Source organism: Flagellimonas alvinocaridis, assembly GCF_004916895.1.
In the GTDB taxonomy this organism is placed as follows: Bacteria; Bacteroidota; Bacteroidia; order Flavobacteriales; family Flavobacteriaceae; genus Flagellimonas; species Flagellimonas alvinocaridis.
The window spans coordinates 305,005-329,537 of record NZ_SNTZ01000004.1 but is presented as its reverse complement, the minus strand read 5'-3'; the positions used below and the strand labels follow the sequence as shown (position 1 = coordinate 329,537).

Sequence of the window (24,533 nt, the reverse complement as noted above, 5' to 3'; positions counted from 1 at the left end):
CACCACGATAACGGTTGTCGTGAACGGTGACACCACGGTCGAGCCCACGGAGGGCTTCACTGTGGTGCTGAGCAACCCTGTCAACGCGACGTTGACGGACGGCACGGGAGCTGGGACGATCACCAACGATGACGTTGCCCCGGACCCCGTTGCGACGATATTGGCGACCGACAATACTGCGACTGAGGCAGGCCCGACCACCGGGACCTATACCGTTAGCCTGGACGTTGCCAACAACAGCGGTTCCCCGTTGCTAGTGGGGTATACCGTGGGCGGTACGGCCACCTCGGGCGATGACTACGCTGCGCTCTCGGGCACGGTGAGCATCCCCAACCTGGCGAGCAGCGCCACGATAACGCTTACCCCTGTCGATGACCTTGATGTTGAGGCTGCCGAGACGGTGATTGTGACGCTTTCGGCGGGAGCGGGCTATACGGTCGGTACACCGGCCAGCGACACGGTCACGATAACCAGTGACGACGTTGCCCCGGACCCCATCAGTATATCCGATGTTACATTGGCGGAGGGCGATGGCGCCACGACGAACTTTATTTTTACCGTCAGTGTGGACGGTGGCGGCAATGCCGCATCGACGATAGATTTTGATTACACCACGGTTGACGGAACGGCGACGACTGCCGACGGGGATTATGTGTTGAACGCTGGGTCGGGCCAGATCACGGCCGGTACGCCGAGCACCACGATCACGGTTGTCGTGAACGGTGACACCACGGTCGAGCCCACGGAGGGCTTCACTGTGGTGCTGAGCAACCCTGTCAACGCGACGTTGACGGACGGCACGGGAGCTGGGACGATCACCAATGATGATTCTGCTACTTTGACCATAACCAACGAAAGTGTTCCAGAAAATGTTGTCGGAGGCAATATGGTCTTCACGGTAACTTTGGACAATGCGGTGGCTGGGGGTACACAAGTGGCTTATGCCTTTACCAACCTTACTGCCACAGGTAGTGGAATTGACTATGACAATACAGGAGGTAATTTGCTCTTTGCTGGTAATGCTTCTGAGACCCAAGACATCACTGTGGCCATAAACAATGAAACCATTATTGAAGGAGATGAAACCTTTAGAGTGACCTTGGGCATACCAACCAATGGTGTCACTGTGACAGGTTCTCCTGCAATAGGAACCATTCTTAATGACGATGCCGCCGTGGCCACCATAACGGCAACAGACAATCTTGCAACCGAAAGCCCAGCAAGTACAGGGACTTTTCAGGTGAATATTGGCAGTGTAAACAATACCGGTTCCCCTATACCAGTAAACTATACTGTTACGGGAACAGCAACTCCTACAGCAGATTACGCAGCACTTTCAGGAACTGCAAATGTGGCCAACGGACAACAAATCGCAACGATAACAGTAACTCCCGTAGATGATGCGGAAATCGAAGAGGACGAAACGGTAATCGTTACCTTGGCGGCAGGAGCGGGCTATTCAATTGGTGCTCCCAACAGCGCTACAGTTACTGTTGAAAGTGAAGACGATACCCCGCCGGATGGCTATACGGTAACCATCAATGATGACCCCATCAATATTACCAATCAAGGTGCGATTAGTTTTACGTTTTCCAATGCCCCTACGTTTTTAACCACATACGACTATACGTTGAGTAGTAGTGGGGATGGAGGTGTAGCTACCGTAACGGGAGGTGGTGCCCTTAGTTTTGTAGATCAAACCGTATCCAATATAGACGTAAGCGGTTTGCCCGATGGCGTGATTACCCTTTCAGTGGTAGTGAGTAATCTTCTGGGCACGGAAGGACCTCCAACAACGGATACAGCTACAAAATATACAGCGGTTCCTTCAGGGTATACGGTAACTATTGATCAAAGTATCATCAATTTTGATAATCAATCGGCCATTGGCTTTACGTTTGCCAATGCAGAAGTAGGGGCTACATACAATTATACGTTCACCAGTGATGGCGGTGGAACACCCGTTACAGGTTCTGGACCTATTGATTTCATTACGGAGAATGTCAACAATATAGATTTAAGCGGGCTGGCAGATGGTTTGGTTACCCTAAGCGTAACCCTTAGCAACGCCAATGGTACAGGAGTGGCGGCAGAAGACACTTCAGATAAGGATACCACGGTATGTAATGCAGGAGGAGTGGCCCCGATAAGGGATACTTCGCTACCAACAGTTTTTTGTGGCGATTTTGAAATAGACCTAAACGATTATGTGACCAATATTGCCCCAGTGGGTAGTGAACTCACATGGAGTACCAACCCCGACCCCAATGATACGGAAGCTCATCGCAATAGTAGTGTGGTACGTAGTGCTGCGCAGTATTTTGGATTTTTTTATGATGAAGTGAATGCTTGTGCCAGTCCACTAGTAACCATAACGCTTACCAATTTCCCAATTCCGATTATCAGCGATCCAACGGGGGATGAACGTTGTGGCGAGGGAACATTGACATTGACTGCCAGTTCGGACAGTGGTGTGCTAAGTTGGTTCGATGTGCCTACTGGAGGGACTGCTTTGGGAACTGGAGGCGTCTTTATTACGCCTTCCATTTCTGCAACAACCTCTTTTTATGTAGAGGCTACCGCCAACGGATGTACTACGGAACGAATAGAAGTGGTGGCGGTGGTAACCGATGCTCCTTCAACAGGAACACCTACTGATATGGTGGCCTGTAATGCCGTCAGTGAAGATGGTCCTAATGTAATCGATTTGGATGATACCTTGACGGGTGCCGATCCAGGAACTTGGGCATTGATCACAGATCCTTCCAACGGTGGTGTGGCCATAGGAGCTGGAAATACTGTAGATTTTGCTGACCAACCCATTGGAGATTATGTGTTTGAGTATACTACTACTGGAAATGCGTCTACTTGTGATGATGGTTCGGTTCAAGTAACCATTACCGTGGAGGATTGTTTTGCCAATGCCGATATAGACTTGGCTTTGACCAAAGAAGTCGATAACGATGAGCCACTTTTAGATGATGTCATTACGTTTACCATAACCTTGGAAAACACTACGATGGATAGAATACTCGACATTGTGGTGACCGATTTGCTGGATACTGGCTTTGAATATTTAAGTCACAGTGCTTCCATCGGTACATATGTTCCGGAAACAGGGGAATGGACCATACCTGATTTGGCATCCAACGTGGAAACGGCTACATTGGAGATTGACGTTAGGGTAACCACACCGGGAACAATACAAAATACTGTGGTGTTGACTTCTTCTTTCCCTGTGGATGATGAAGTGGTTAACAATACAGCTACAGTAAGTGTGAATGTGAATAGAGATCAGTGTACAGACCCTGGAACACTTTGCAACATATTTTCACCCAACAATGATGGGCGAAACGATAGATTAATATTGGTTGGACATCAGCAATTTGCAAATAATACCCTAGAAGTTTTTGATCGCTACGGGAACAGTGTATTTGCCATGGATGGATATGATAGTTCTTGGGATGGAACCGGTAAGAATGGCGATTTGCCCAAAGGAACCTATTTCTATATATTGGACCTTCAAGGAGATGGGACCGAGGTAATAAAAGGGTGGATTCAGATCATAAGATAAAGACAAAGATGCCAGAGAACATTGGTTTACGAACGTTGACAGTATTACTCTTTGTGGTTTTTGTAGGCTTGGGTAGATCCTTTGCCCAAAAAGAACCCCAGTACACCCAATACATGTACAACATAGGAAGTTTTAACCCAGCTTATGTAGGTACGGTGGAAAGCCCAGAGATCATAGGATTGTATAGAGCTCAGTGGGTTGACATCCCTGGTGCGCCCACAACCATTCGGTTTGGGGTAAATGTGCCTCTTTCCAATGAAAAAATGGGTCTTGGACTCAATGTGGTCAATGATGAGCTTGGACCATCCAACCAAACCTATATTGAGGCCGCCTATTCCTACCAAATCAACCTTTCTGACGACACCAAATTATCCTTTGGAATCAATGCAGGAGGTTCCATGTTGGACATAGATTATTCAAAAGGTTCGTTTCAGAATGGATCAGACCCCTCCATTCTTGGCGAAAACTATAACAGTTTCTACCCCACCATAGGTGCGGGACTTTTTATGTACCATGAAGAGGATTGGTATTTGGGAGTTTCAGCTCCAAACTTCCTCACCAATGGGCTGTACAACGATGAAGTAGCCACCATTGTGGAAGACAATATGCAGTTTAATGCCATTGGGGGGTATGTTTTTCAATTGGGAGACCGAACCAAGTTTAAGCCTGCTTTTTTATTGAATTATCTTAAAGGTTCTCCTGTGAACGTTAACCTTTCGGCAAATTTTCAATTTATAGATGCACTTACCATTGGCGCTTCATACCGTTTTGACAATGCGGTGAGTGGGTTGGCCGGATTTCAGATATCCAATGCCATGTTTATTGGCTACTCCTATGATTACAATACCAATGGTCTTGGAGAGTATAGTGGAGGATCACACGAGGCCATTCTTAAGTTTTATATTGGAAGGGGCGGTTTCGGGTCTGGTGGTTCAAAAGACAAGAACAAAGGAAAGAACATAAAGAATAAGGGCAAGCAGATAGATTCCCCAAGATTTTTCTAATATGGATGTAGCAAAAAAAATAATTCCCGTACTGTTGGTTTCCTTTCTGGGTATGGTTTTCTGCTATGCCCAAGGAAAGAAAAAATCCAAAGGGGACGACCTCTTTTTTCAGTACGAATATCAAAAGGCTATCTATGCCTATGAGGCCGAAATGGCTTCGGGGACGTTAACCGAACAACAGTTTTTGAACCTGGCCGACTCCTATTTTCAGACCAATAAATTTGAAAAGGCATCCGAGGCTTATCTGGAACTTTTCAAAAAGGATACACTAATGGGCGGGCATCATTTGAACAAAATGTTGCAGAGTCTTTCCAAAACGGCCAATAAGGAACGAAGAACCGCTTTTATGACTACCATGTCGTCCCGTTTTCAAAAAGAACTGTTGGAAAACATGGAGTTCAATGTACAATTATTGCAAAACGATGCTGCCGAACCCGGGATGGACTATCGGATTTTCAATTTGATGGGAAACAGTCCTCAGACAGATTTTGCTCCAGCTTTCTACAAAAACCAGCTTTTGTTCTCGAGCGGACGCGTGCAGACCAAAAGAAACACTTATGCACCGGGTAATGAAGGATATTTCAATATATACCAATCCCAGCTGGGTGCAGACGGTCAGATTTCCAGTGTACAACCTTTTAGAGAGGTGACCGATTCGGATTATCACAAAGCAACGCCCTTTTATTCGGAAGAGTTGAGCAGCATTCTGTATGTCCTGTCCAATACCGAAAATGGCAACTTGGCCTTTGATACCAATGGGAAAAATGCCCTGGCCATTGGTAAACAAGCAATAGGAGGTTCGTTTCAACTGCTACTCAAAGACCTGAGTACTTCATTTTACTATCCTTTTTATGATGGAGCAAGCGGTAAGCTGTATTTCTCAGCCAATTTTGACGGAGGGTATGGTGGTACAGACCTGTACTTTGTTTACACCAACAACGGGCAGATCATGTCAGCACCCATAAATTTGGGACCAAGGGTAAATTCCCCTGGCAACGAAATAGCGCCTTTTGTATTTGAGAACAGTTTTTACTTTGCTTCCGATGTATTTTATGGTCTTGGCGGGATGGATATTTATAAATCCAATATGGAAGGTGATGGATTTGGGATTCCCATTAATTTAGGGAAAGGTATTAATTCGCCCGATGACGATTTTGGACTGATCATGCGGAATGAAGGTGAGGGACTGCTGGGATATTTTGCCTCCAATAGGCCTGGAGGAAAAGGCAAGGACGATTTATATGGATTTAAAGTAGATGAAAAACCGGGTTTAAAGACCTTGACCTTTAAAGGAAAAGTTGTGAAGTCTGTTGCTGGCTCCGGTACTGTGGACAAAGCCGTGATTAGACTCATGGATACCGATGGCGAACTATTGGCGGAAACCTATTCGGACGAAGAAGGTAACTATAGATTGGAAATCCCTTGGAAGGAGGAAGTGGTGTTGGAATCGACCAAAGAGCGGTATTCTGTGTTTTCAAAACAATTTACTGAAGAGGAATTGCAAAAGCTTGAAAATACAACATACGATATCGGAATTGCTTTGTATGATGATTTAGTGGAAGAAAAAGAAGGGCAGAAAGTGGTAAAGCTCAAGAAGTTTTTCTTTGATAAAAACGATGTCAAGTTAACTGCCGAAATAGAAGCGGAGCTGGACAAGGTGGTAGCTTTTGCAAAGAATTTTCCTTCTGCGCAATTGCGTATAGAAACGTATACTGACAGTAGGGGAGGCAGTTCCACCAACTTTAGATTGACCCAGGCCCGATCAGATGCCATTAAGAGATATTTAATCCAGCAAGGTGTGCCACAAGCCACTATTTTATATTCCATTGGTTATGGGGAAGATAAAATTCTTAATAACTGCACCAATGGGGTATTCTGTCTGGAAATGTTGCATCAGCAGAACCAAAGATCATTGATTGTGGTCCTAAACGATAATGTCCTCTTTGATTACTAGACCAATACCATCCAACAATAGTATAGGGCAAAAAGCGAAAGAAAGATGATACCGGAATAGGTAAGTGCCTGTAATCCAATCTTTGGTTTGAAGGGTTCAGGTATATCTTTTCCCATAACGGCCTTTAGGTTCATCCAGCCCAATAATGGAGCCAATACAAAGGACACAAAAGTGGCCAAGGCAACCAAATTTCCCATGTTGGCACCGAAAAGGGTTATGACCATCCAGTTGATGACGGCCATGCACAATACCATAAACGCAAAGGCATTTTTACTCTTTAACATGGCTTTTTTAGGATACAGTTTTTCAAGTACATCAAGACTTACTCTAGAAATGGCATCATGTGCGGTCATACAAGTACTGAACATGGTGGCAAAAGCCGCTACGGCAATAAAAAGATAGGCCCAGTTTCCTATGTGAATTGTGAACAGGCTAACTACTTGATCGGCAAACACCACGGCACTTCCGCTAAGTTCGGTTCCCGTGCCATAGAGGGTTAACCATCCAATAATCAAAAAGAATACGGCTAAAAGTGCCGTTAAAAAATAACCGAGATTGAATTCCTGTAATGCTAATTTCAATGAAGGCTTCTCTTTCATGGTTTTTAGGTTTTCCATACCCCAAAGGCTTACCCATCCCGAAGCTTCAACGGCTGTGGGCATCCATCCCATTAACCCGATTAAAAAAAGAATCCCGGCTTCGTTGAATATCTCTGGACGGATGTAAGATTCAGAACCGGGAACAGGTCCCTTTTCCAATACTAGGGCGGTGGTGACCAATAATGCCACAAACAATATGGAGATAACCGCTTTTAATGAGTTTTCCAGAAACCGGTATTTGCCAATGATCAAAAGAAGACTGATAAATACAAAAAGACACAAAGAAATAGCCCCAGCACCCATACTGGTAATCTTAAAAAGGTTCATGAACAGCCCGGCCGTAACCACATAGAGGGCGGCCAAAACGGTGAAGGTTGAAATCAGGGTGATAAACGCATACACCCATAAATATGATTTTCCCAGGTTTAAGTACCCTTCCACCAGACTTTTTTCGGTAACAGTGGTATACCGGATGCCAAACTCAAAAAAGGGATATTTTAAAATATTGGCCAACAAAATAGGGATGATCATAATCCATCCATATTGGGCCCCGGCTTTGGTAGATAGCACCAAATGCGAAGTTCCTATAGCCATACTGGCAAACAATAGCCCAGGCCCAAGGGCTTTTAGAAGCATTTTCAGTTGTGTCATGTGTTATAATGTGCGTTGGTCTAATGTACTACAATTTGGTTTTCTTTAAAACACCCCATCCATGTAGGAATAATGTTTTTGTTGAGATTTATCGAACTTCTTTTTTCTACTGTAGAGGATGCCCGATTGGAGTTGTTGTAAAGCCCAGGACAGGAAGTATTTATTACAAAAGGTCTACGCTTTGTGGACATGGGCCTTAAACTAATTGTGGATGAGAATGAAGTGGTGCAGAACGAAAATATTTCTGCAGGAGTCTTAGGAACTGTGGTACTTATTCCTCTATTTATGGAGGTTGTCAAACTCAATTGGATGCCATTACGTATGATGCTGAAGTAGCAAATGCAACTAAAACGATTAACGTAATTGAGATCATGGAGGTCAATAAAATTCAAATTTTGTATTTATTAAAAGGGGTAGGAGTTAGCTTCTTTTCCATTTATTGGAATTGTTTTGAGAAAGTCCATTTAACCTAACAGAGTAGTAATGGTAATGTAAACCATGTGTCCATCTTCTTGTGGCCAGCTATAAAAGAAGTTTGTTGTTTTGCCATATCAAAAATTGCAATCGCCATTGCGATTTGGTAAAAAAAACTTAAATTATTCAATCTTAGGATATAAGGGGGTAACTGACCAACTATTAGTATTTTGTGGTGTCAAACAAGGAAAAAGGTATAGTGCATGAGCTAAAAAACGACCTTGGATTCTCCGATGTTTTCGTGGAATCCATTCAGGACGGGTTGCTTATTACCGATACTAAGGGAAAAATATTAATAATCAATTCAGCATTCTGTACGCTGACAGGTTTTGACAAGGAAGAATTATTGGGGGCAGAAGCACCATTTCCTTTTTGGCCGGACGAACTTCAAAAAGATTTTACAAATGGCTTTCAAAAGACTCTGAAGGAGGGGTTAAACGGAGAGTTTGAATCTATACACATGCGCAAGAACGGTAGCCGTTTTCCTGTTTCCATATTTTCTTCGAGCATTCTGGATATGAAAGGTAAGATAATAGCTCATTTGGGGTTACTTCAGGACATCAACGAAATAGGCAAGCAAACCACCTTGAATGATTCTAAAAATAAGGATCTTTTCTCTATGCTGAGCTACAAGAGAAAACGTCATGATTTTACGGTGGAAAACGAACTTGTATCCCAGTTGGATTTTACCCTAAACAACATAAGCGACGGGATTATTTCGTTGGACACCGACTGGAACTGTACCTATATAAATGGGAATGCCGCAACCATAATCGGAAAAAAACCAAGTAGCTTGATCGGAAAGAACATTTGGAAAGAGTTTCCGGATATCTTGGGCGCGTCTTTCCGAGAAACGTCCATGAAGGCCTTCAGGAGTCAAGAGAAACAGGAATCCCAAGAGTATTACGAACCCTTTGATAAATGGTTTGAAAATAGGTTTTACCCATCAAAAGAAGGGCTTACCATTTTTATTTCGAACATAACGGAAACAAAAAATGCCGAAGAGCTTTTGTTTAAGAGCAAGGAATACCTGGACAATATTATAAATAATATTGGTGATCCCATATTCGTAAAGGACAGTCAAAGTAGGTTGCTATTGGTCAATGATGCTTTTTGTGCAATGTTTGATCTTCAAAGGGAGAATATTATAGGTAAGACACTTGCTGAAGATGTGGCAACTGAAGAAAGGGAAAGTTTTTTAAGAATAGACAAGGAGGTTATTGCATCTGGAATAGAAAATGTCAATGAAGAAACCTTAACCGTAAGGGGAGGGCAGACCAGAATCATTTCCACCAAGAAAACAAGATTTGTCAGTGAAGAAGGTGAAATGTTTTTAATAGGAATAATCCATGATATCAGCGAACAAAAAAGGGCTGAACTTGAACTAAAGTCTGCCAAAGAATATTCCGATGGATTAATAGAATCTATGCGAGAGGGTTTGGTGGTGTTCGATATGGAAACGGAAATAGTCAGGGTGAACCCTTCTTTTTGTGAAATGTCTGGATTTTCGGAGGAGGAGTTGTTGGGTCAACAATGTCCTTACCCGTTTTCTCCACCCGAAATTGAAGAGGAATCTAATTCCAGACATGCCGAAATTGCCAAGGGCGCTGAATTGGACAATTTTGAGACGGTGTACATGCGAAAGGATGGTAGTCGGTTTAATGTTGATGTAATGATTTCCAGTATCAAAAACCCCAATGGGGAAATCATGGCCTATTTTGGAACCATAATAGATACAACGGAAAGGAAAAAGGCAGAATTAGATCTAAAGTTGGCCAAAGAGTTTACTGACAAACTGATTATGTCCATGCAAGAGGGACTGATTATTGTTGATCTTACGGGTAAGATTATCATGGTCAATGAATCTACCTGTAAGATTTTAGGATATTCAGAAAATGAACTTATAGGGATGAACTTGCCCTATCCTTTTGCCAAACCAGAAGATTTTGAGGAAATAACAAAAACAAATGAACGAGTGGCTGCTGGAGAAGCACCAACTTTTCAATTTGAATTCATCAGAAAAAACGGAGAAATATTTTTGGCCACTTTCTTGACCGGTAATATAACCAATGACAAAGGGGAAGTTATTGCTCTATACGGCACTATGAAGGATATTTCGGAAGAAGTCAAGGCCAAAAAGGTTTTAGAGCAAAATGCTCTACTGTCAACAAAGAAAAAAGAAGTGATTCTTGAGTTGGCCGGTTTGGTAGGCAAAGAGTTTACAGATTCATTAAACAAAATAACCCAACTATCTTCCGAAGTGCTAAGAGTTGAGAGGGTCAGTATTTGGAAGTTCAATATAGGACGTACTGAAATATCTTGTGAAAACCTATATGAACTTAGTGTAAATAATCATTCAAAAGGCGTGGTGCTTAATAGGTTGAATAACCCCGAGTATTTTGAAGCACTGGAAAAAGAACAGACTATACTCATAGAAGATGCCCAACGGAACGCCAAAACAAAAAGGTTTGCAGAAGATTATTTGATTCCGAACCATATAAAATCTTTAATGGATGTATTCATCAACAGTACAAATGGATATTACGGGATAATTTGCTTTGAGCATGTTGGGAAAGCTAATAGAAGTTGGACAGCGGACGAGCAAGAATTTGCAACTTCAATTGCCAATATAGTCTCTTTAATGGTAGAAAGCAGTGAAAGAAAAATAGCAGAAAATAAGCTTATTCAATCCAATAAAGATCTAGCCAAAGCAAATACCGAACTAAATGAATTAAGGGACCAGTTGGAATTGGAGAACATCTATCTTCGGAATGAGTTGGACCTTGTATTCAATTTTGAAGAAATGGTTTATGGGAGCGTTGAATTCAGTAATGTGCTTTCAGAAATAGAGAAGGTTGCGACAACCAATGCAACGGTTTTATTGTTGGGTGAATCGGGCACAGGAAAGGAGTTGCTGGCAAGAGCCATCCATAATATCAGCCTAAGGAATACAAAACCCCTTATTAAAGTAAATTGTTCGGCCATTCCAAGGGAATTGATGGAGAGTGAACTGTTTGGACATAAGAAGGGCTCATTTACCGGTGCAATCAACGATAAGATTGGAAAATTTGAACTAGCGGATGGAGGAACCTTGTTCTTGGATGAAATAGGGGAACTGCCGTTGGATATGCAACCAAAAATCTTAAGATTTTTACAGGAAGGAGAAATAGAAGTGGTAGGTGGTACCGGCATAAAAAAACTGGATGTTAGGGTGATTGCCGCGACCAATAGGGATTTAAAAGAGGAAATTGAAAAGAAAAGATTTAGGGAAGATCTTTTCTTTAGGCTAAATGTTTTTCCCATTGAAGTACCTCCTTTACGAAACCGCAAAGAAGACATTCCTTTATTGGTAGAGCATTTTGTGGATAAGTTTAACAAAGACTATTCAAAAAATATTAGATACATTTCAGATGAGGCTATGGAGAAACTTAAAGCCTATGATTGGCCTGGAAATATCAGGGAACTGGAAAACTTGATTGAGAGAGCGGTAATCTTGTCCAATGGTGAGACTTTGGTGATTCCCGGGTTCGAGTCCGAAGTGCAAAAATCAAAGGTGCCAATAAGAATTCAGAATTTGTCGTTGGACGCCGTCCAAAAGAATCATATAATCAGCGTGTTGGAGCAATGTAATTGGAAGATTTCAGGACCACATAGTGCATCTGCCCTACTAGAGCTAAAACCTAGTACGCTAAGAGACAAAATGTCAAAATTGGGAATTAAAAAATAATGGAAACTGTCCACGGTATTCCGTGGATAGACATATTCGCCTTCTCGATAGTGACGGTATACCGTGGCCTCCTAAAATCTATCTCTTTACAATTTTTACAAGTAAAGTTCTGAAAATCAAACATATATATTTTATTTTTTGCTTAAGTTAAGGTTTTGGCACATCACTTGACTTCTATTTGGAAAATTTAATGTCTTGGAAGACAAGGGAAAAATAGAAGGAATGGAATTTTGGGTGGATTCTGATACCATCCATTGTTTGATCCACAAGAATTTTGATTGCATGGTCTTGGAAGGGAGTACCTTGGAAATCTTTAAGGAGAATATAAAGGCTCTTTCCAATGGAGAGTATCTTCCATTACTTATCAACTTAACAGAAGTTGGTCGCTTAAAAGCCTTTCAGCTATTTGGTATTTTATCCCCATGTTCTCCCTTTGGCATTAAGGTGCCTCCGCGTATTTTCTTGGTGAAATCTTTCTTTGTTAAAATGGTATTGGGCTTTTTCTGTGTAGTTAACGGAAATGCATTTTGGAATACGATCTATGTGAATGCCGAAAAGGAGATTTTTCACGAAGGTCAAAGGTTCGGAAAAATCAATTTGATAAATGAGAGATAGAATTATGGAAAGAATCAAGATTAATGAACATGACTTTTTCTGGATTCAGGATGATGGTATCCTATATGTCAAACTAGGGAGTTTAGATGTCGATAATAAGTTGGATGATAGAACGGCACAATTATATCTGGATGCAATAACCGAATTGTCAAAGGGTACTCCTAGGCCACTGCTTATTGATTTAAGGGGTGTCAAAGGGACTTTTTTAAATACGGCTGCCCATTTACTCTCCAAAAACTTTGAAAATATGTCATTTGTAATCTCCGAAGCCTACGTAGTGAATTCACTATCGGTAAAACTTTTGGTGCAAGCATACAAGAGGATTTATAAAACCAAAATTCCTTACGCCATTTTTGAAAACGTATCCATAGCAAAAGAATACAGCCTGTCCTATAAAAATTAAGATGAAAAGAAAATTAAGAATGAAGATTGTCAAAAAGTATAATTAAAAAGAAGAATGATGAAATTGAATTTTATGCTTATTGATGATAGCGAAATTGATTTGCTCATCCATGAAAGATGTATAGAAAAAGAAGTAAGCGATGCTGAGATAATAACATTTATAAGAGCTGAAAACGCTATTTCTTACTTAGGTTCTTTGGAAGGACGATCAATGTCAGAGTTTTTGTTCGTTCCAGATTTTATATTCTTGGATGCCAATATGCCCGATATGAATGGTCTTGAGTTCTTGGACGCATTTAGTGATTTGAAGGATACTAAATTAAATAGCACCAAAATTTACATGTTGTCCTCATCAACAAGTATGAAAGATATGATTGATGCAGAATGTCATACGGCTTGCAGTGGTTTTATCAGTAAACCATTGACCGGCGAAATGTTGCGACAAATCGTTTCTGAATCAAATAGAACAGTATTTCATAATAATTGAGAACAAATTGGAATTATGAAGATTATTGATTTTTTTCTATTTGGTTTGGTAATCCTTATGTGGTCCTTATTTCTATTCTGGGAAATGGATATCAATAACTTGGATAGCAGCATAAAGGGTAAAATCATAAGATTTGACCTGATACTCATCCCTGTGTACATTTTAGTTACTGTATGTGTGTTTTGGACCATACTTAAAAGGAAAGGAAAACAATGACGATAACTCTTTCGATATGAAATGCGTAAAACTCAATAGTGACGGCAACTTTGATTATTGGAGCCAAAGCATGCTTTCTGAACTGGATTGTATCCACATTGATGAAAGTTTTAAGGCGTACAATATATTTCAAAATGACCATATTAAGCTGGGTATCATCATTCTAGAGCCTCGTGAGCGAATACCCTTTAAGGTGCTAAAGAACAATTTTAAATTAGTTTGTTTATCAGGAGGTTCCATCATTTCCAGATCTTCTCTTGGAGGAGTATCGCTTTTGATGTTTGAAAAGGGGGAATATGCATCATATAGCGTGACCAAGTCATATATGGTAAATGATTTGCAAAATATAAGTGAGCACTTAATGGTGATGGCCCTTGTAGAATACAAAAGAGCGTTTTCAGATACTGGAAACCCGAAAAATAGATTAAAAAAGAAAATGCAACTTGCCTACTAATTACTTGGAACCATTTAGGGAACGATACTAACTATGGCTTTTTTGATTTAAGAAGAAGTATTTGTTCCTCAAAATCGTTTAGGTGTAATCTGTCCCTTTTGCCAATAAAAAAACCCTTACCTAGTAAGGGTTTTTGAGTACTCGAGGCGGGACTTGAACCCGCACGGGCATAATGCCCACAGGATTTTAAGTCCGGCGTGTCTACCAATTCCACCACTCGAGCCTGGACTTGAAACAAAAAAACGCTGCAAGCAGCGTTTTAGAGCGAAAAACGGGATTCGAACCCGCGACCTCCACCTTGGCAAGGTGATGCTCTACCAACTGAGCTATTTTCGCATTTTAAAGAACTCTGCACTTTTTTAGTGCGGATGCAAATTTAATGTTTTTCTAGAAAACAAAAAGAATTTTTTTAAGAGGATGCCCTTTTCTTTTTGCCCAACAGTCTTTTGATCTCGTTCAATTTCATCAAGGCCTCGACAGGGGTCAGCGTATCTATGTCCAAATGAAGGATTTCCTCCTTGATTTCCTCCAACAAAGGGTCGTCCAGGTTAAAGAAACTCAGCTGCATTTCCTGCCCGTCCGGTAGGCGGGCATTTTGTAGGCTTTGCAGTTTGTCCGTCATTTCCTCACTGGAATGCGATTTTTCCAGCTTTTTAAGGATTTTATTGGCCTTTTGGATTACCTGTTGTGGCATGCCGGCCATCTTGGCCACATGGATTCCAAAACTATGTTCGCTTCCCCCAGGTACCAATTTCCGAAGGAAAAGCACATTGTCCTTCAACTCCTTTACCGATACATTGTAATTTTTGATTCGGGAAAAAGTCGCTGTCATTTCATTGAGCTCGTGGTAATGGGTGGCAAAAAGGGTCTTGGCACGCGCCGGATGCTCATGGAGGTATTCGGATATGGCCCAAGCAATGGAAATACCGTCATAGGTGCTCGTACCCCGTCCAATCTCATCCAAAAGCACCAAACTACGCTCAGATAAATTGTTCAGGATGGAAGCAGTCTCATTCATTTCCACCATAAAAGTGGATTCCCCCATGGAAATATTGTCACTGGCCCCCACACGGGTGAAAATTTTGTCCACAAGACCAATCTTGGCCTCTGAAGCGGGAACAAAGCTTCCCATTTGCGCCAAAAGTACAATAAGGGCCGTTTGTCGCAATATGGCCGACTTACCACTCATGTTCGGCCCAGTGATCATGATGATCTGTTGTTCCTCCCGGTTCAGGAGTACGTCGTTGGTGACATAGCTCTCGCCCAAGGGCAATTGTTTTTCAATGACCGGATGCCGTCCCTCTTTGATATGAAGTTCGGTGGACTCATCAACAAAAGGCTGTATATAGTCATTCTCCTTGGCCAGTTGGGCAAATCCGCAAAGGCAATCCAATTGGGCAATCAGGTGGGCATTTTGTTGGACAGGGGCAATGTATTCCTGCATCCACATCAAGAGTTGTTCAAACAACTGCTGTTCCAGAATAAGGATGCGTTCTTCGGCGCCTAAAATCTTGGCTTCGTATTCTTTGAGCTCTTCCGTGATGTAACGTTCCGCATTGACCAAGGTCTGTTTGCGGATCCAACTTTCCGGGACTTTATCTTTATGGGTGTTTCGGACTTCAATATAGTAACCAAAAACGTTGTTGGAAGCAATTTTCAGCGAAGTGATTCCTGTTTGCTTAGTTTCACGTTCCAACATTTTGTCCAGATAATCTTTGCCGGAAAAAGCCAAGCTTCGCAACTCATCCAACTCTTCCGAATACCCGTTGGCAATGGTATGGCCTTTGGCAAGGTTTACCGGAGCTTCCTCATTGAGCACTTCCTTGATTTTGGAGCGTAGCGCCTCGCAGGCATCCAATCGCTTCCCGATGGACTTTAGGGAGGTATTGGAACTTTCTTGGGCCAACTGTTTGATGGGAACCAAGGCTTCCAAGGAATTTTTTAGTTGAACAACCTCTTTTGGGTTGATTTTTCCCGTGGCCAGTTTGGAGATGAGTCGTTCCAAATCGCCCATGGGTTTGATCCAGTGCTGTATTTTTTCGAGGGATTCTTCGTTGTCTTTCAAATGGGCCACCACCTCATGGCGCTCGCGAATACGATCTATATTTTTAAGCGGAAGGGCCAACCAACGTTTCAACAATCTTCCGCCCATGGGAGATAGGGTACGGTCTATAATATGCAATAGTGTCACCGCATTTTGATGAGGTGAATGGTACAATTCCAGATTTCGGATGGTAAACCGGTCCATCCAGACATATTCCTCCTCCGCAATACGTTGAATCCTGTTGATGTGTTGAAGACGGCTATGTTGGGTTTCGGAAAGGTAGTGCAGCACCGCGCCAGAAGCAATGATTCCTAGATTGAGGTGGTCAATCCCAAAACCCTTTAAAGTTTGCGTGCCAAAATGGTTGTTCAGGCTCTCATGGGCGTAATCTTCTTGGAAAATCCAATCTTCCATAAAAAAACAATGGAGTTGGCTACCAAAAACCTCCATAAACTCTTTTTTGTGGCTTTTGGAGACCAATACCTCATTGGGAGCAAAATTTTGAAGGAGCTTGTCCATTTGTTCCATGGAGCCTTCCGCTGTTAAAAACTCCCCAGTGGAAATGTCCAGGAAGGAAATCCCCATTTTATTTCGGCCAAAATGTATGGCGCACAAGAAGTTGTTGCTCTTCGCGGAAAGGATATCATCATTAAGGGCCACCCCTGGGGTTACAAGTTCGGTTACCCCTCGCTTTACAATACTCTTGGTCTGCTTGGGGTCTTCCAACTGGTCGCAAATGGCCACCCGTTGTCCCGCCTTGACCAATTTTGGGAGGTAAGTGTTCAGGGAGTGGTGCGGAAAACCGGCCAACTCCGTTTTGTCGCCGCCATTGTTCCTATGGGTAAGGATAATGCCCAAGATCTTGGCAGCTTTCACGGCATCTTCCCCAAAAGTCTCGTAAAAATCCCCAACGCGGAACAGCAATAAGGCATCAGGGTGTTTTACCTTGATGGCATTGTACTGTTGCATTAAAGGGGTAACCTTCTTTGTTTTGTTCTTGGCTGCCAAAGCGATATTATTCTTTTATTTTTGCCCTGTTTGGGTAAAGTTGATTATAAAACTCGTTGTCACATCGAGCGCAGTCGAGATGTTTTTTGTTGACCTTTCGACTGCGCTCAAGACGACAAAAAACCATTGGTTAGGGATTTTGTCAAACAAAACACCTTACACCACGGGATGTTGGAACGAATATATCGTTTTCATCATCCATCAAAAATTTTTGTTGATATTTTGGACGGAATGGTTAAAAAAATGAACAGGAAACTGGAAAACAGTGAATTGGGACGGTTGGATGTGGAGGCGTTTAAGGAAGCGGAAAAAACACCGATCATTTTGGTGTTGGACAATATCCGAAGCCTGAACAATATCGGTTCGGTGTTCCGTACAGCCGATGCGTTCCGGATCCAAAAAATATATTTATGTGGCATTACGGCCACCCCTCCACACAAGGATATCCGTAAAACTGCACTTGGGGCAACCGAAAGTGTAGCCTGGGAATATCGGAAAAGTACTTTGGAGTTGGTAGGGGAACTGAAGGACATAGGTGTCCATACCATTGCCGTGGAACAGGCCGAAAATGCTACCATGCTCAATGATTTTGTTTGCGACGCCAATGAAACCTTGGCGTTGGTTTTTGGAAATGAGGTGAAAGGTGTTTCCCAAGAGGTAGTCACGGCTTGCGATACAGTTTTGGAAATTCCGCAGTTTGGGACCAAACATTCGTTGAACATTTCGGTAAGTGTGGGTGTGGTAGTTTGGGACTTGTGGTCAAAAATGAGCCTCAATAAAACAAAAAAGCCCTGAAAAATCAGGGCCAAATATATAGTTTGAGTTAGTTAGTTGCTTTTTAAGCGGGGACTAATAAAATAAAACCATTCGTTATATCCAAACATTTTCTAAAAATTTTGCTAAAAGGATAGTGCGAGAATGTTGTCTTCCAACCGTTCCAAAATAGTTTCATAATCGGTTGGATTGTTTACAAAATCCAACTCGCTCAAATCCAGAATCATACTGTTCTGATGCGGAAGTGTCTTCATAAAATCCAAATATCCCCGGTTTATTTTGTCCAAATATCCAGGATCGATGTTCTGCTCATAATCTCGACCTCTTTTCTTAATGTTGTCCAAAAGACGTTCGGTATTTTGATAGAGATATAGGTAAATGTCCGGTTTCTTTACCTCCTTGTACATAAAGGTGAAAACCTTTCGGTATAGATTGTACTCGTCTGCTTGCAGGGTAATCTTGGCAAATATCAACGACTTATAAATATCATAATCGCTGACCATGAAATTCTTGAACAGGTCAAATTGGGAGGTGTCATCCGTAAATTGTTGGTAGCGGTCTGCCAAAAAGGACATTTCCAAAGGAAAGGCGTAACGCGATTGATCCTCATAAAACTTGGGTAAAAAAGGGTTGTCCGCAAAACGTTCCAGTACCAACTTGGCATTGAAGTCTTCGGCAATCATTTTGGAAAGGGTGGTCTTCCCCGCCCCAATGTTTCCTTCTATGGCAATAAATTGCAATTGTGAAAAAAGAGCAGAACGATTTTTGAAAAGCTTGTGTTCGGTCTTTGTCAATTTGCTTCGGTCCTTGCACTGCTGCAAAAGGTTACGGGTGTCCTTTTTGAACACAGGATGATATAATTGTGGGGCAATGTCTGCCAAAGGCTTCAGTACAAAATTTCTGTTTTGCATATTGGGGTGCGGAACTACCAATGCTTCAGTATTTAAAACCTCGTTTCCATAATAAATAATGTCAATGTCCAAGGTGCGGGATGAATACCCCTCACTTTCAGAACGATTACGGCCAAAATCCTTTTCAATCTGCAACAGTGAGGAGAGCAATATTAGGGGAGCAAGTTCGGTTTCCACAGAGATACAGATGTTGAGAAAATCGTTTCCCTTAAAGCCAAAGGCTGGGTTTTCATAAACCGATGATACGGCATGAATGTCCCCTACATTTTTTTGGATACTAAAAAGGGCTTTTTGGAGCGTTACGTACCTATTGCCCAAATTACTGCCTAAAGAAAGATATACCAGTTGAGATTGACCCATAATCAAAAGGGCAAAGTAAACAAAACAATGGAACAATGGTTATATTTGGGGGCGGATTTAATTTTTTGCAGATGAACTTTTTGAGAAACTTGTTGGCCTCGATTTTGGGGTGTTTGGTGGCGTTTGGAATTGTGATGGGGATGTTTTTCATTTTTATTGCCCTTATAAGCAATGCGGAAGAAGGGGTTGTGGTGAAAGCGGACTCTATTTTGGAGTTGCGATTTACAACACCGATCATGGATTACACAGGAAAGGACGAAACAAGCCCTTTTGCTGGACTTTGGGATGAAGAAATGGGATTGGACGATATTATCCATGCCATTAAGGTGGCCAAAGAGGACTCCAAAATTAAGGGAATAAGTTTAACCACCAGTTTTTTGCAGGCAGGGGTGGCTCAGACCCGGGAGATTCGGGAAGCGCTGTTGGATTTTAAATCTTCAGGGAAGTTTATTTTGGCCCATTCGGACTTTTACACCCAAAAAGATTACTATTTGGCCAGTGTGGCCGATGAAATATACCTAAACCCGGTGGGTGCCCTGGACTTTAAGGGACTATTCACTGAAGTGCTCTACTTTAAGGATTTTCAGGAAAAAACTGGGATAAAGATGGAGGTGATACGCCATGGCAAGTACAAGAGTGCCGTGGAACCCTTTTTGTCCAATACCATGAGCCCGGAAAACCGTTTGCAAATTCAGGAATTGATTACCTCTATTTGGGATGTGATTGTAACCGATGTGTCTGCATCAAGAAATATAACCCCACAAAATTTGAACATCATTGCTGATACCTTGGGTGGTAGAACACCAAAATATGCTGTCGCATCTGGGTTGATTGATGGTGACCTGCATTTTGATGAATATGAAAATCTGGTGCGTGATAAAATGGGAGTAGGTGATGATACGGAACTCAATTATGTGGAGTTGGCCGAGTACGTACATTTGGCCAACAGGGAAAAGATATATACAGGAAGCGACAAAGTTGCCATAATCTATGCGCAAGGCGAGATTTTATATGGCGAAGGTGGAAGGGATTTTTTAGGACAGGGACTTATGTTGGATGCCCTTCAAAAAGCAAAGGAAAATAGTAACATAAAAGCCATAGTCCTGCGGATAGATTCCCCTGGAGGAAGTGCTTTGGTCTCCGATATCATTTGGCATGAAATAAAGCTGACCAAGGAGGTAAAACCTGTAGTGGTTTCCTTTGGAAACGTGGCGGCATCAGGTGGGTATTACATTGGAGTGGCCGGAGATAAGATTTTTGCTGAGCCAACAACCATAACAGGATCTATTGGGGTGTTTGGGACCATTCCCAACATTAATGAGTTGGCTGGAAACATAGGTATTAATGCGGAACAGGTGGGTACCAACAAAAATTCGGTGGACTATTCGCTGTTCGAGCCATTGAGTGATTCTTTTCGGGATGTGGTACAAGAGGGAATAGAGGATACCTACAACACCTTTTTGCAACGTGTGGCCGAAGGGAGAAATATGAGTTTGGCCCAGGTGGATTCGTTGGCCCAGGGTAGGGTGTGGAGCGGAGTGGATGCACAAGCCATTGGTTTGGTGGATGAACTTGGTGATTTGGATGATGCCATAGCCGCTGCTGCTGAAATGGCCGGGCTGGAGGGTTTTGGAATTCGAAAATACCCCAAATATAAATCTGATTTCGAACGTTTCATGGATGACTTGGGCGGAATGAAAGCCAAATGGGGCGAATCTGCCCTCAAGCAGGAAATAGGCGCGGATGCCTATCAGATTTTAAAGGAATTTAAACAAGCTTCCGAACAAAAGGGAATCCAGGCACGTATGCCTTTCAGTCTCAACATTAAGTAAACGGATGACGCAAAGCGATAAGAAAAAAGCGTTTTCGATTTATCTCTATATGGGAGCACTGTTCATCACTTCTCTGGTGGTGTCCAATCTCATTTTTCAAAAATTCTTTTTCTGGAACCCTTTTGGGGAAGTCACTGTTTTTGGCGCACCTCTTTTTGAACTTTCGGTGGGTATTTTGCCTTATCCCATCACATTTTTGATCACGGATCTTATTTCAGAGATCTATGGTAAGAAAAAGGCGAATCAGGTGGTAACCGCCGGGATTTTTGCCTCGGTGTTTTCCATGGCGATTATTTTGGTGGGCAACTATGTTCCAGCCATACCCTCTTCGCCTGTGGATGATGTTACCTTTACCAAGGTATTTGGCTTGTCCCCTCTGGGGGTACTGGCCTCCATGTTGGCCTACTTGGCCGCACAGTACATAGACATCTCCATTTACCATTTCTGGAAAAAGGTCACCAATGGCAGGATGCTATGGCTTCGTAACAATTTTTCCACCTTCACATCGCAGTTTGTGGATACGTTTACTGTAGTGGGCCTCCTCTGTATTTTTGGAGTACTGCCCTGGGACAAGTTTTACGGATTGGTCATCAGTGGATTTGTTTTTAAAGTGATTATTGCTGTGTTCGACACCCCTCTGCTTTATTTTTTCGTATATCTATTGCGGAAAAGATTTAACTTAAAAATAGGGGAAGAGATTCCGTTGGATTGAAATCTTCTCCTTTAATTTGTTGTAAAACATCATTTTATGAAGAGAAAAGTCCTGAAGATTACCGGAATAACCCTACTTATCCTACTTACCTTGATTATTGCACTGCCCTTTTTCCTTCAGGGAAAGATTGAGCAGATCATCAAAAACAAAGTAAACAACAGTATCAATGCCACTTTGGATTTTGAGGAGGCCGATTTGAGCTTGCTCAAAAGTTTTCCCAATGCCAATGTGGAACTCACCAATATTTCTTTGGTCAACAAGGCCCCTTTTGAAGGCGATACCCTATTTGCCTCTGGGGAAATTGAATTAAAGCTGTCCATTAAGGAACTCTTTAAATCGGCAGACGAACCCATTGTCATCCAAAGTTTGAATGTGGACAAGGCCAAACTCCACATAAAAGTTGATGAAAACGAGAATGCCAATTACGACATTGGTAAGGCAGATGAATCAGCATCGACCGATGCATCTGAGGATTCTGGTGACAATTTTACTTTGGCCATGGATGCCTATGCCATTACCAATTCCGAAATCATCTATGACGATATGGCCACGGGAATGCGTTTGGCCCTGTTGGAAATGAACCATTCGGGAACCGGGGACCTTTCGTTGGAAAAATCCCAATTAAAGACCTTGACCGATGCCTTGGTCTCCTTTGAAATGGATAGCACAAAATATCTCAATAACCATAAGGTTTCCTTGGATGCGTTGATTGATATCGACCTGAAGGAAAACAAGTACTCCTTCTTGGAGAACAAGGCCATGATCAACCAATTGCCCTTGGTGTTTGATGGTTTTGTAAAGTTGAATGACGATAATCAGGAAGTGGATATTACGTTCAAAACACCATCTTCCGACTTTAAGAACTTTCTGGCCGTGATTCCGGAGGCCTATTCCAAAAACATAGAAACGGTACAGACCACTGGTAATTTTGAGGTGAACGGGCAGTTCAAGGGTATTGTGGACGATACCCATATTCCTGCGTTCAACATCAAGATCAATTCTGAAAATGCTTCTTTCAAGTATCCGGACCTGCCCAAATCGGTGCAGAATGTGTTCATTGATACCGAAATCAACAATACCACGGGAATCACTGAGGATACATATGTGGACATCAAACGGTTGTCCTTTACCATAGATCAGGATAAATTCAATTTGACTTCCAAAATCCGGGACCTTATGGGGAATACCAAGGTAAATGCCCATATGGATGGCAGGATCAATCTGGCGAACATTTCCCAAGCCTATCCCGTACCGGAGGATTACAACCTAAAAGGTATCCTGAATGCGGATGTGACCACGGCCTTTGATATGGAATCGTTGGAGAAGAAACGTTATCAGAATACCAAAACAACCGGGAAAGCATCGGTCTCCGGTTTTGAGTACGCTTCGGATGAGCTTAAAAATCCGGTGGCCATCAATACCGCTTCGGTTACGTTTAATCCCAATACGGTCACCCTGGATAGCTTTCAGGGAAAAACGGGAAGCACGGATTTTGATGCCAAGGGTACATTGACCAACCTACTTGGGTTTATGTTCAATGATGAAAAAGTGGAAGGGAACTTTTTGTTGGCCTCCAATACCTTTGCCTTGAACGATTTTATGGTGGAGGAAGAAGTGGAAGGTGAAGGTCAGAATGGGACCACTACTGCTCCGGAAGGGGAGGAGCGCATCAAAATCCCATCTTTTTTGGAATGTACCATTGATGCCACAGCAGGTACGGTACTGTATGATAACCTAAAACTAAAAAACGTTAAGGGTAAACTGACCATCAAGGATGAAACGGCCACCGTGGAGAACCTTACCTCGGACCTTTTTGGAGGTACTTTGGGGATGAAAGGGTCGGTGTCCACCAAAGAAGAAGCATCAACCTTCAACATGGACTTAGGGATGAGCAATTTTAATATTGGGGAGTCCTTTCAGGCCTTGGAATTGTTCAAGGCACTTACGCCCTTGGCGCAGGCGCTTCAGGGAAAACTCAATTCCCAAATTAAGATCGGTGGAAACTTGAAGGATGATTTCACGCCTAACCTTGCTACCATTTCAGGGGATTTGTTGGCAGAACTCCTATCCACTAAAGTGGATACCCAGAAAGCACCCTTATTGTCGGCCTTGGACAGTAAACTGAACTTTTTGAACACCAAGGATATCGACCTACAAGGATTGAAGACCGCCTTGAGTTTTGATAATGGTACGGTAAAGGTGAAACCGTTCACCGTGAAGTATAAGGATATTGCGGTTAATGTGGATGGAAGTCATACGTTTGACCGTCAGATGGAATACAAAGCCACGTTGGATGTGCCGGCCAAGTATCTGGGTAGTGAGGTGAACAAGCTCATTGCGCAAATGAACGATGAAAGTTTAAAGGAGGTGACCATTCCTGTTACGGCAAACATTGGAGGCAATTTCACCAATCCTACCGTGACCACGGATCTGACCTCAAGTGTAAAGACCTTGACCACGAAACTGGTGGAGATCCAAAAACAGAAATTGGTCAACCAAGGAAAGGACAAGGCCAAGGACTTGTTGTCCGATGTGTTCAAGAAAGACAATACCGATTCCACTGCCACCCAATCTTCAGGGGTCAAAGAGGCCCTGGGCAACCTTTTGGGCGGTGATAAAGCAAAAGATACCTCAACCGCCAAGACCGGGGAGGACCCGGTAAAGAATACGGCCAAGTCCATTTTAGGAGGATTGTTGAAAAAGAAAAAGGATACAGTCAATTAGAAAAAAGGTGC

16 protein-coding genes and 2 tRNA genes are annotated in these 24,533 nt (G+C 42.5%); 13 read left to right on the top strand and 5 right to left on the bottom strand.

Annotation, left to right across the window (positions count from 1 at the left end; genetic code table 11):
• The 3 genes from EZV76_RS11060 to EZV76_RS11050 all read left to right on the top strand — a co-directional run.
• Positions 1-3,574, top strand: a 3,574-nt coding sequence (locus tag EZV76_RS11060; RefSeq protein ID WP_136566602.1) for a Calx-beta domain-containing protein, incomplete at its 5' end; no start/stop codon positions are given.
• 8 nt (positions 3,575-3,582) lie between these two features.
• Positions 3,583-4,578: a PorP/SprF family type IX secretion system membrane protein gene (locus EZV76_RS11055; protein WP_136566601.1), complete on the top strand. Its 996-nt coding sequence runs from the start codon at positions 3,583-3,585 to the stop codon at positions 4,576-4,578.
• A gap of 1 nt (position 4,579) precedes the next feature.
• A complete protein-coding gene (locus EZV76_RS11050; protein ID WP_136566600.1) occupies positions 4,580-6,532 on the top strand; it encodes an OmpA family protein in 1,953 nt (650 codons plus the stop codon).
• Here the strand turns inward: EZV76_RS11050 and EZV76_RS11045 are convergent.
• Positions 6,529-7,782, bottom strand: a complete 1,254-nt coding sequence (locus EZV76_RS11045) for an NRAMP family divalent metal transporter (protein ID WP_136566599.1) — start codon at positions 7,780-7,782, stop codon at positions 6,529-6,531. The two genes, EZV76_RS11050 and EZV76_RS11045, sit on opposite strands and share 4 nt — an antisense overlap.
• 189 nt (positions 7,783-7,971) lie before the next feature.
• Here EZV76_RS11045 and EZV76_RS17065 point away from each other — a divergent pair, with 189 nt between their 5' ends.
• The 6 genes from EZV76_RS17065 (at position 7,972) to EZV76_RS11020 (ending at position 14,157) form a co-directional block, all read left to right on the top strand.
• Positions 7,972-8,118, top strand: coding sequence for a hypothetical protein (locus tag EZV76_RS17065; protein WP_161594408.1), 147 nt, complete (start codon positions 7,972-7,974; stop codon positions 8,116-8,118).
• Positions 8,119-8,428: 310 nt separating this feature from the next.
• Positions 8,429-11,983, top strand: a complete 3,555-nt coding sequence (locus EZV76_RS11040) for a PAS domain S-box protein (protein WP_136566598.1) — start codon at positions 8,429-8,431, stop codon at positions 11,981-11,983.
• Positions 11,984-12,178: 195 nt separating this feature from the next.
• Positions 12,179-12,598, top strand: a complete 420-nt coding sequence (locus EZV76_RS11035) for a hypothetical protein (protein WP_136566597.1) — start codon at positions 12,179-12,181, stop codon at positions 12,596-12,598.
• Positions 12,588-13,001 (top strand): DUF7793 family protein, encoded by a 414-nt coding sequence (locus EZV76_RS11030; RefSeq protein ID WP_136566596.1) that lies wholly within the window; start codon positions 12,588-12,590, stop codon positions 12,999-13,001. The genes EZV76_RS11035 and EZV76_RS11030 overlap by 11 nt, the downstream gene beginning before the upstream one ends.
• Before the next feature lie 54 nt (positions 13,002-13,055).
• On the top strand, positions 13,056-13,487 hold the full coding sequence (locus EZV76_RS11025) for a response regulator (protein ID WP_136566595.1): 432 nt from the start codon (positions 13,056-13,058) through the stop codon (positions 13,485-13,487).
• 232 nt (positions 13,488-13,719) lie between these two features.
• Complete coding sequence (locus EZV76_RS11020) at positions 13,720-14,157, top strand: hypothetical protein (RefSeq protein WP_136566594.1); 438 nt, start codon at positions 13,720-13,722, stop codon at positions 14,155-14,157.
• A 138-nt stretch (positions 14,158-14,295) separates the two neighbouring features.
• Here EZV76_RS11020 and EZV76_RS11015 read toward each other — a convergent pair.
• From EZV76_RS11015 to mutS, 3 genes are all read right to left on the bottom strand, one after another.
• Positions 14,296-14,380, bottom strand: a tRNA-Leu gene (locus EZV76_RS11015).
• Positions 14,381-14,420: 40 nt separating this feature from the next.
• Positions 14,421-14,493: transfer RNA gene (locus EZV76_RS11010), tRNA-Gly, on the bottom strand.
• A 73-nt stretch (positions 14,494-14,566) separates the two neighbouring features.
• Complete coding sequence (mutS, locus tag EZV76_RS11005; RefSeq protein ID WP_136566622.1) at positions 14,567-17,170, bottom strand: DNA mismatch repair protein MutS; 2,604 nt, start codon at positions 17,168-17,170, stop codon at positions 14,567-14,569.
• Between the two features lie 282 nt (positions 17,171-17,452).
• Here mutS and EZV76_RS11000 point away from each other — a divergent pair, with 282 nt between their 5' ends.
• Positions 17,453-18,004, top strand: a complete 552-nt coding sequence (locus tag EZV76_RS11000; protein WP_136566593.1) for an RNA methyltransferase — start codon at positions 17,453-17,455, stop codon at positions 18,002-18,004.
• Positions 18,005-18,108: 104 nt separating this feature from the next.
• Here the strand turns inward: EZV76_RS11000 and folK are convergent, their stop codons facing one another.
• Entirely contained in the window at positions 18,109-19,254 is a 1,146-nt protein-coding gene (gene folK / locus EZV76_RS10995) for a 2-amino-4-hydroxy-6-hydroxymethyldihydropteridine diphosphokinase (protein ID WP_136566592.1), read from the bottom strand.
• A 71-nt stretch (positions 19,255-19,325) separates the two neighbouring features.
• Between folK and sppA the strand changes: the two genes are divergently transcribed.
• Genes sppA through EZV76_RS10980 form a run of 3 tightly spaced genes read left to right on the top strand, consistent with a single transcriptional unit; the run spans position 19,326 to position 24,522 of the window.
• Positions 19,326-21,086 carry a signal peptide peptidase SppA gene (gene sppA / locus EZV76_RS10990; RefSeq protein ID WP_136566591.1) on the top strand — a complete coding sequence of 587 codons (1,761 nt, stop codon included), beginning with the start codon at positions 19,326-19,328 and terminating at the stop codon, positions 21,084-21,086.
• Positions 21,087-21,090: 4 nt separating this feature from the next.
• Complete coding sequence (locus EZV76_RS10985) at positions 21,091-21,798, top strand: queuosine precursor transporter (RefSeq protein WP_136566590.1); 708 nt, start codon at positions 21,091-21,093, stop codon at positions 21,796-21,798.
• 36 nt (positions 21,799-21,834) lie between these two features.
• On the top strand, positions 21,835-24,522 hold the full coding sequence (locus tag EZV76_RS10980) for an AsmA-like C-terminal region-containing protein (protein ID WP_136566589.1): 2,688 nt from the start codon (positions 21,835-21,837) through the stop codon (positions 24,520-24,522).
• The last annotated feature ends 11 nt before the right edge of the window (positions 24,523-24,533 follow it).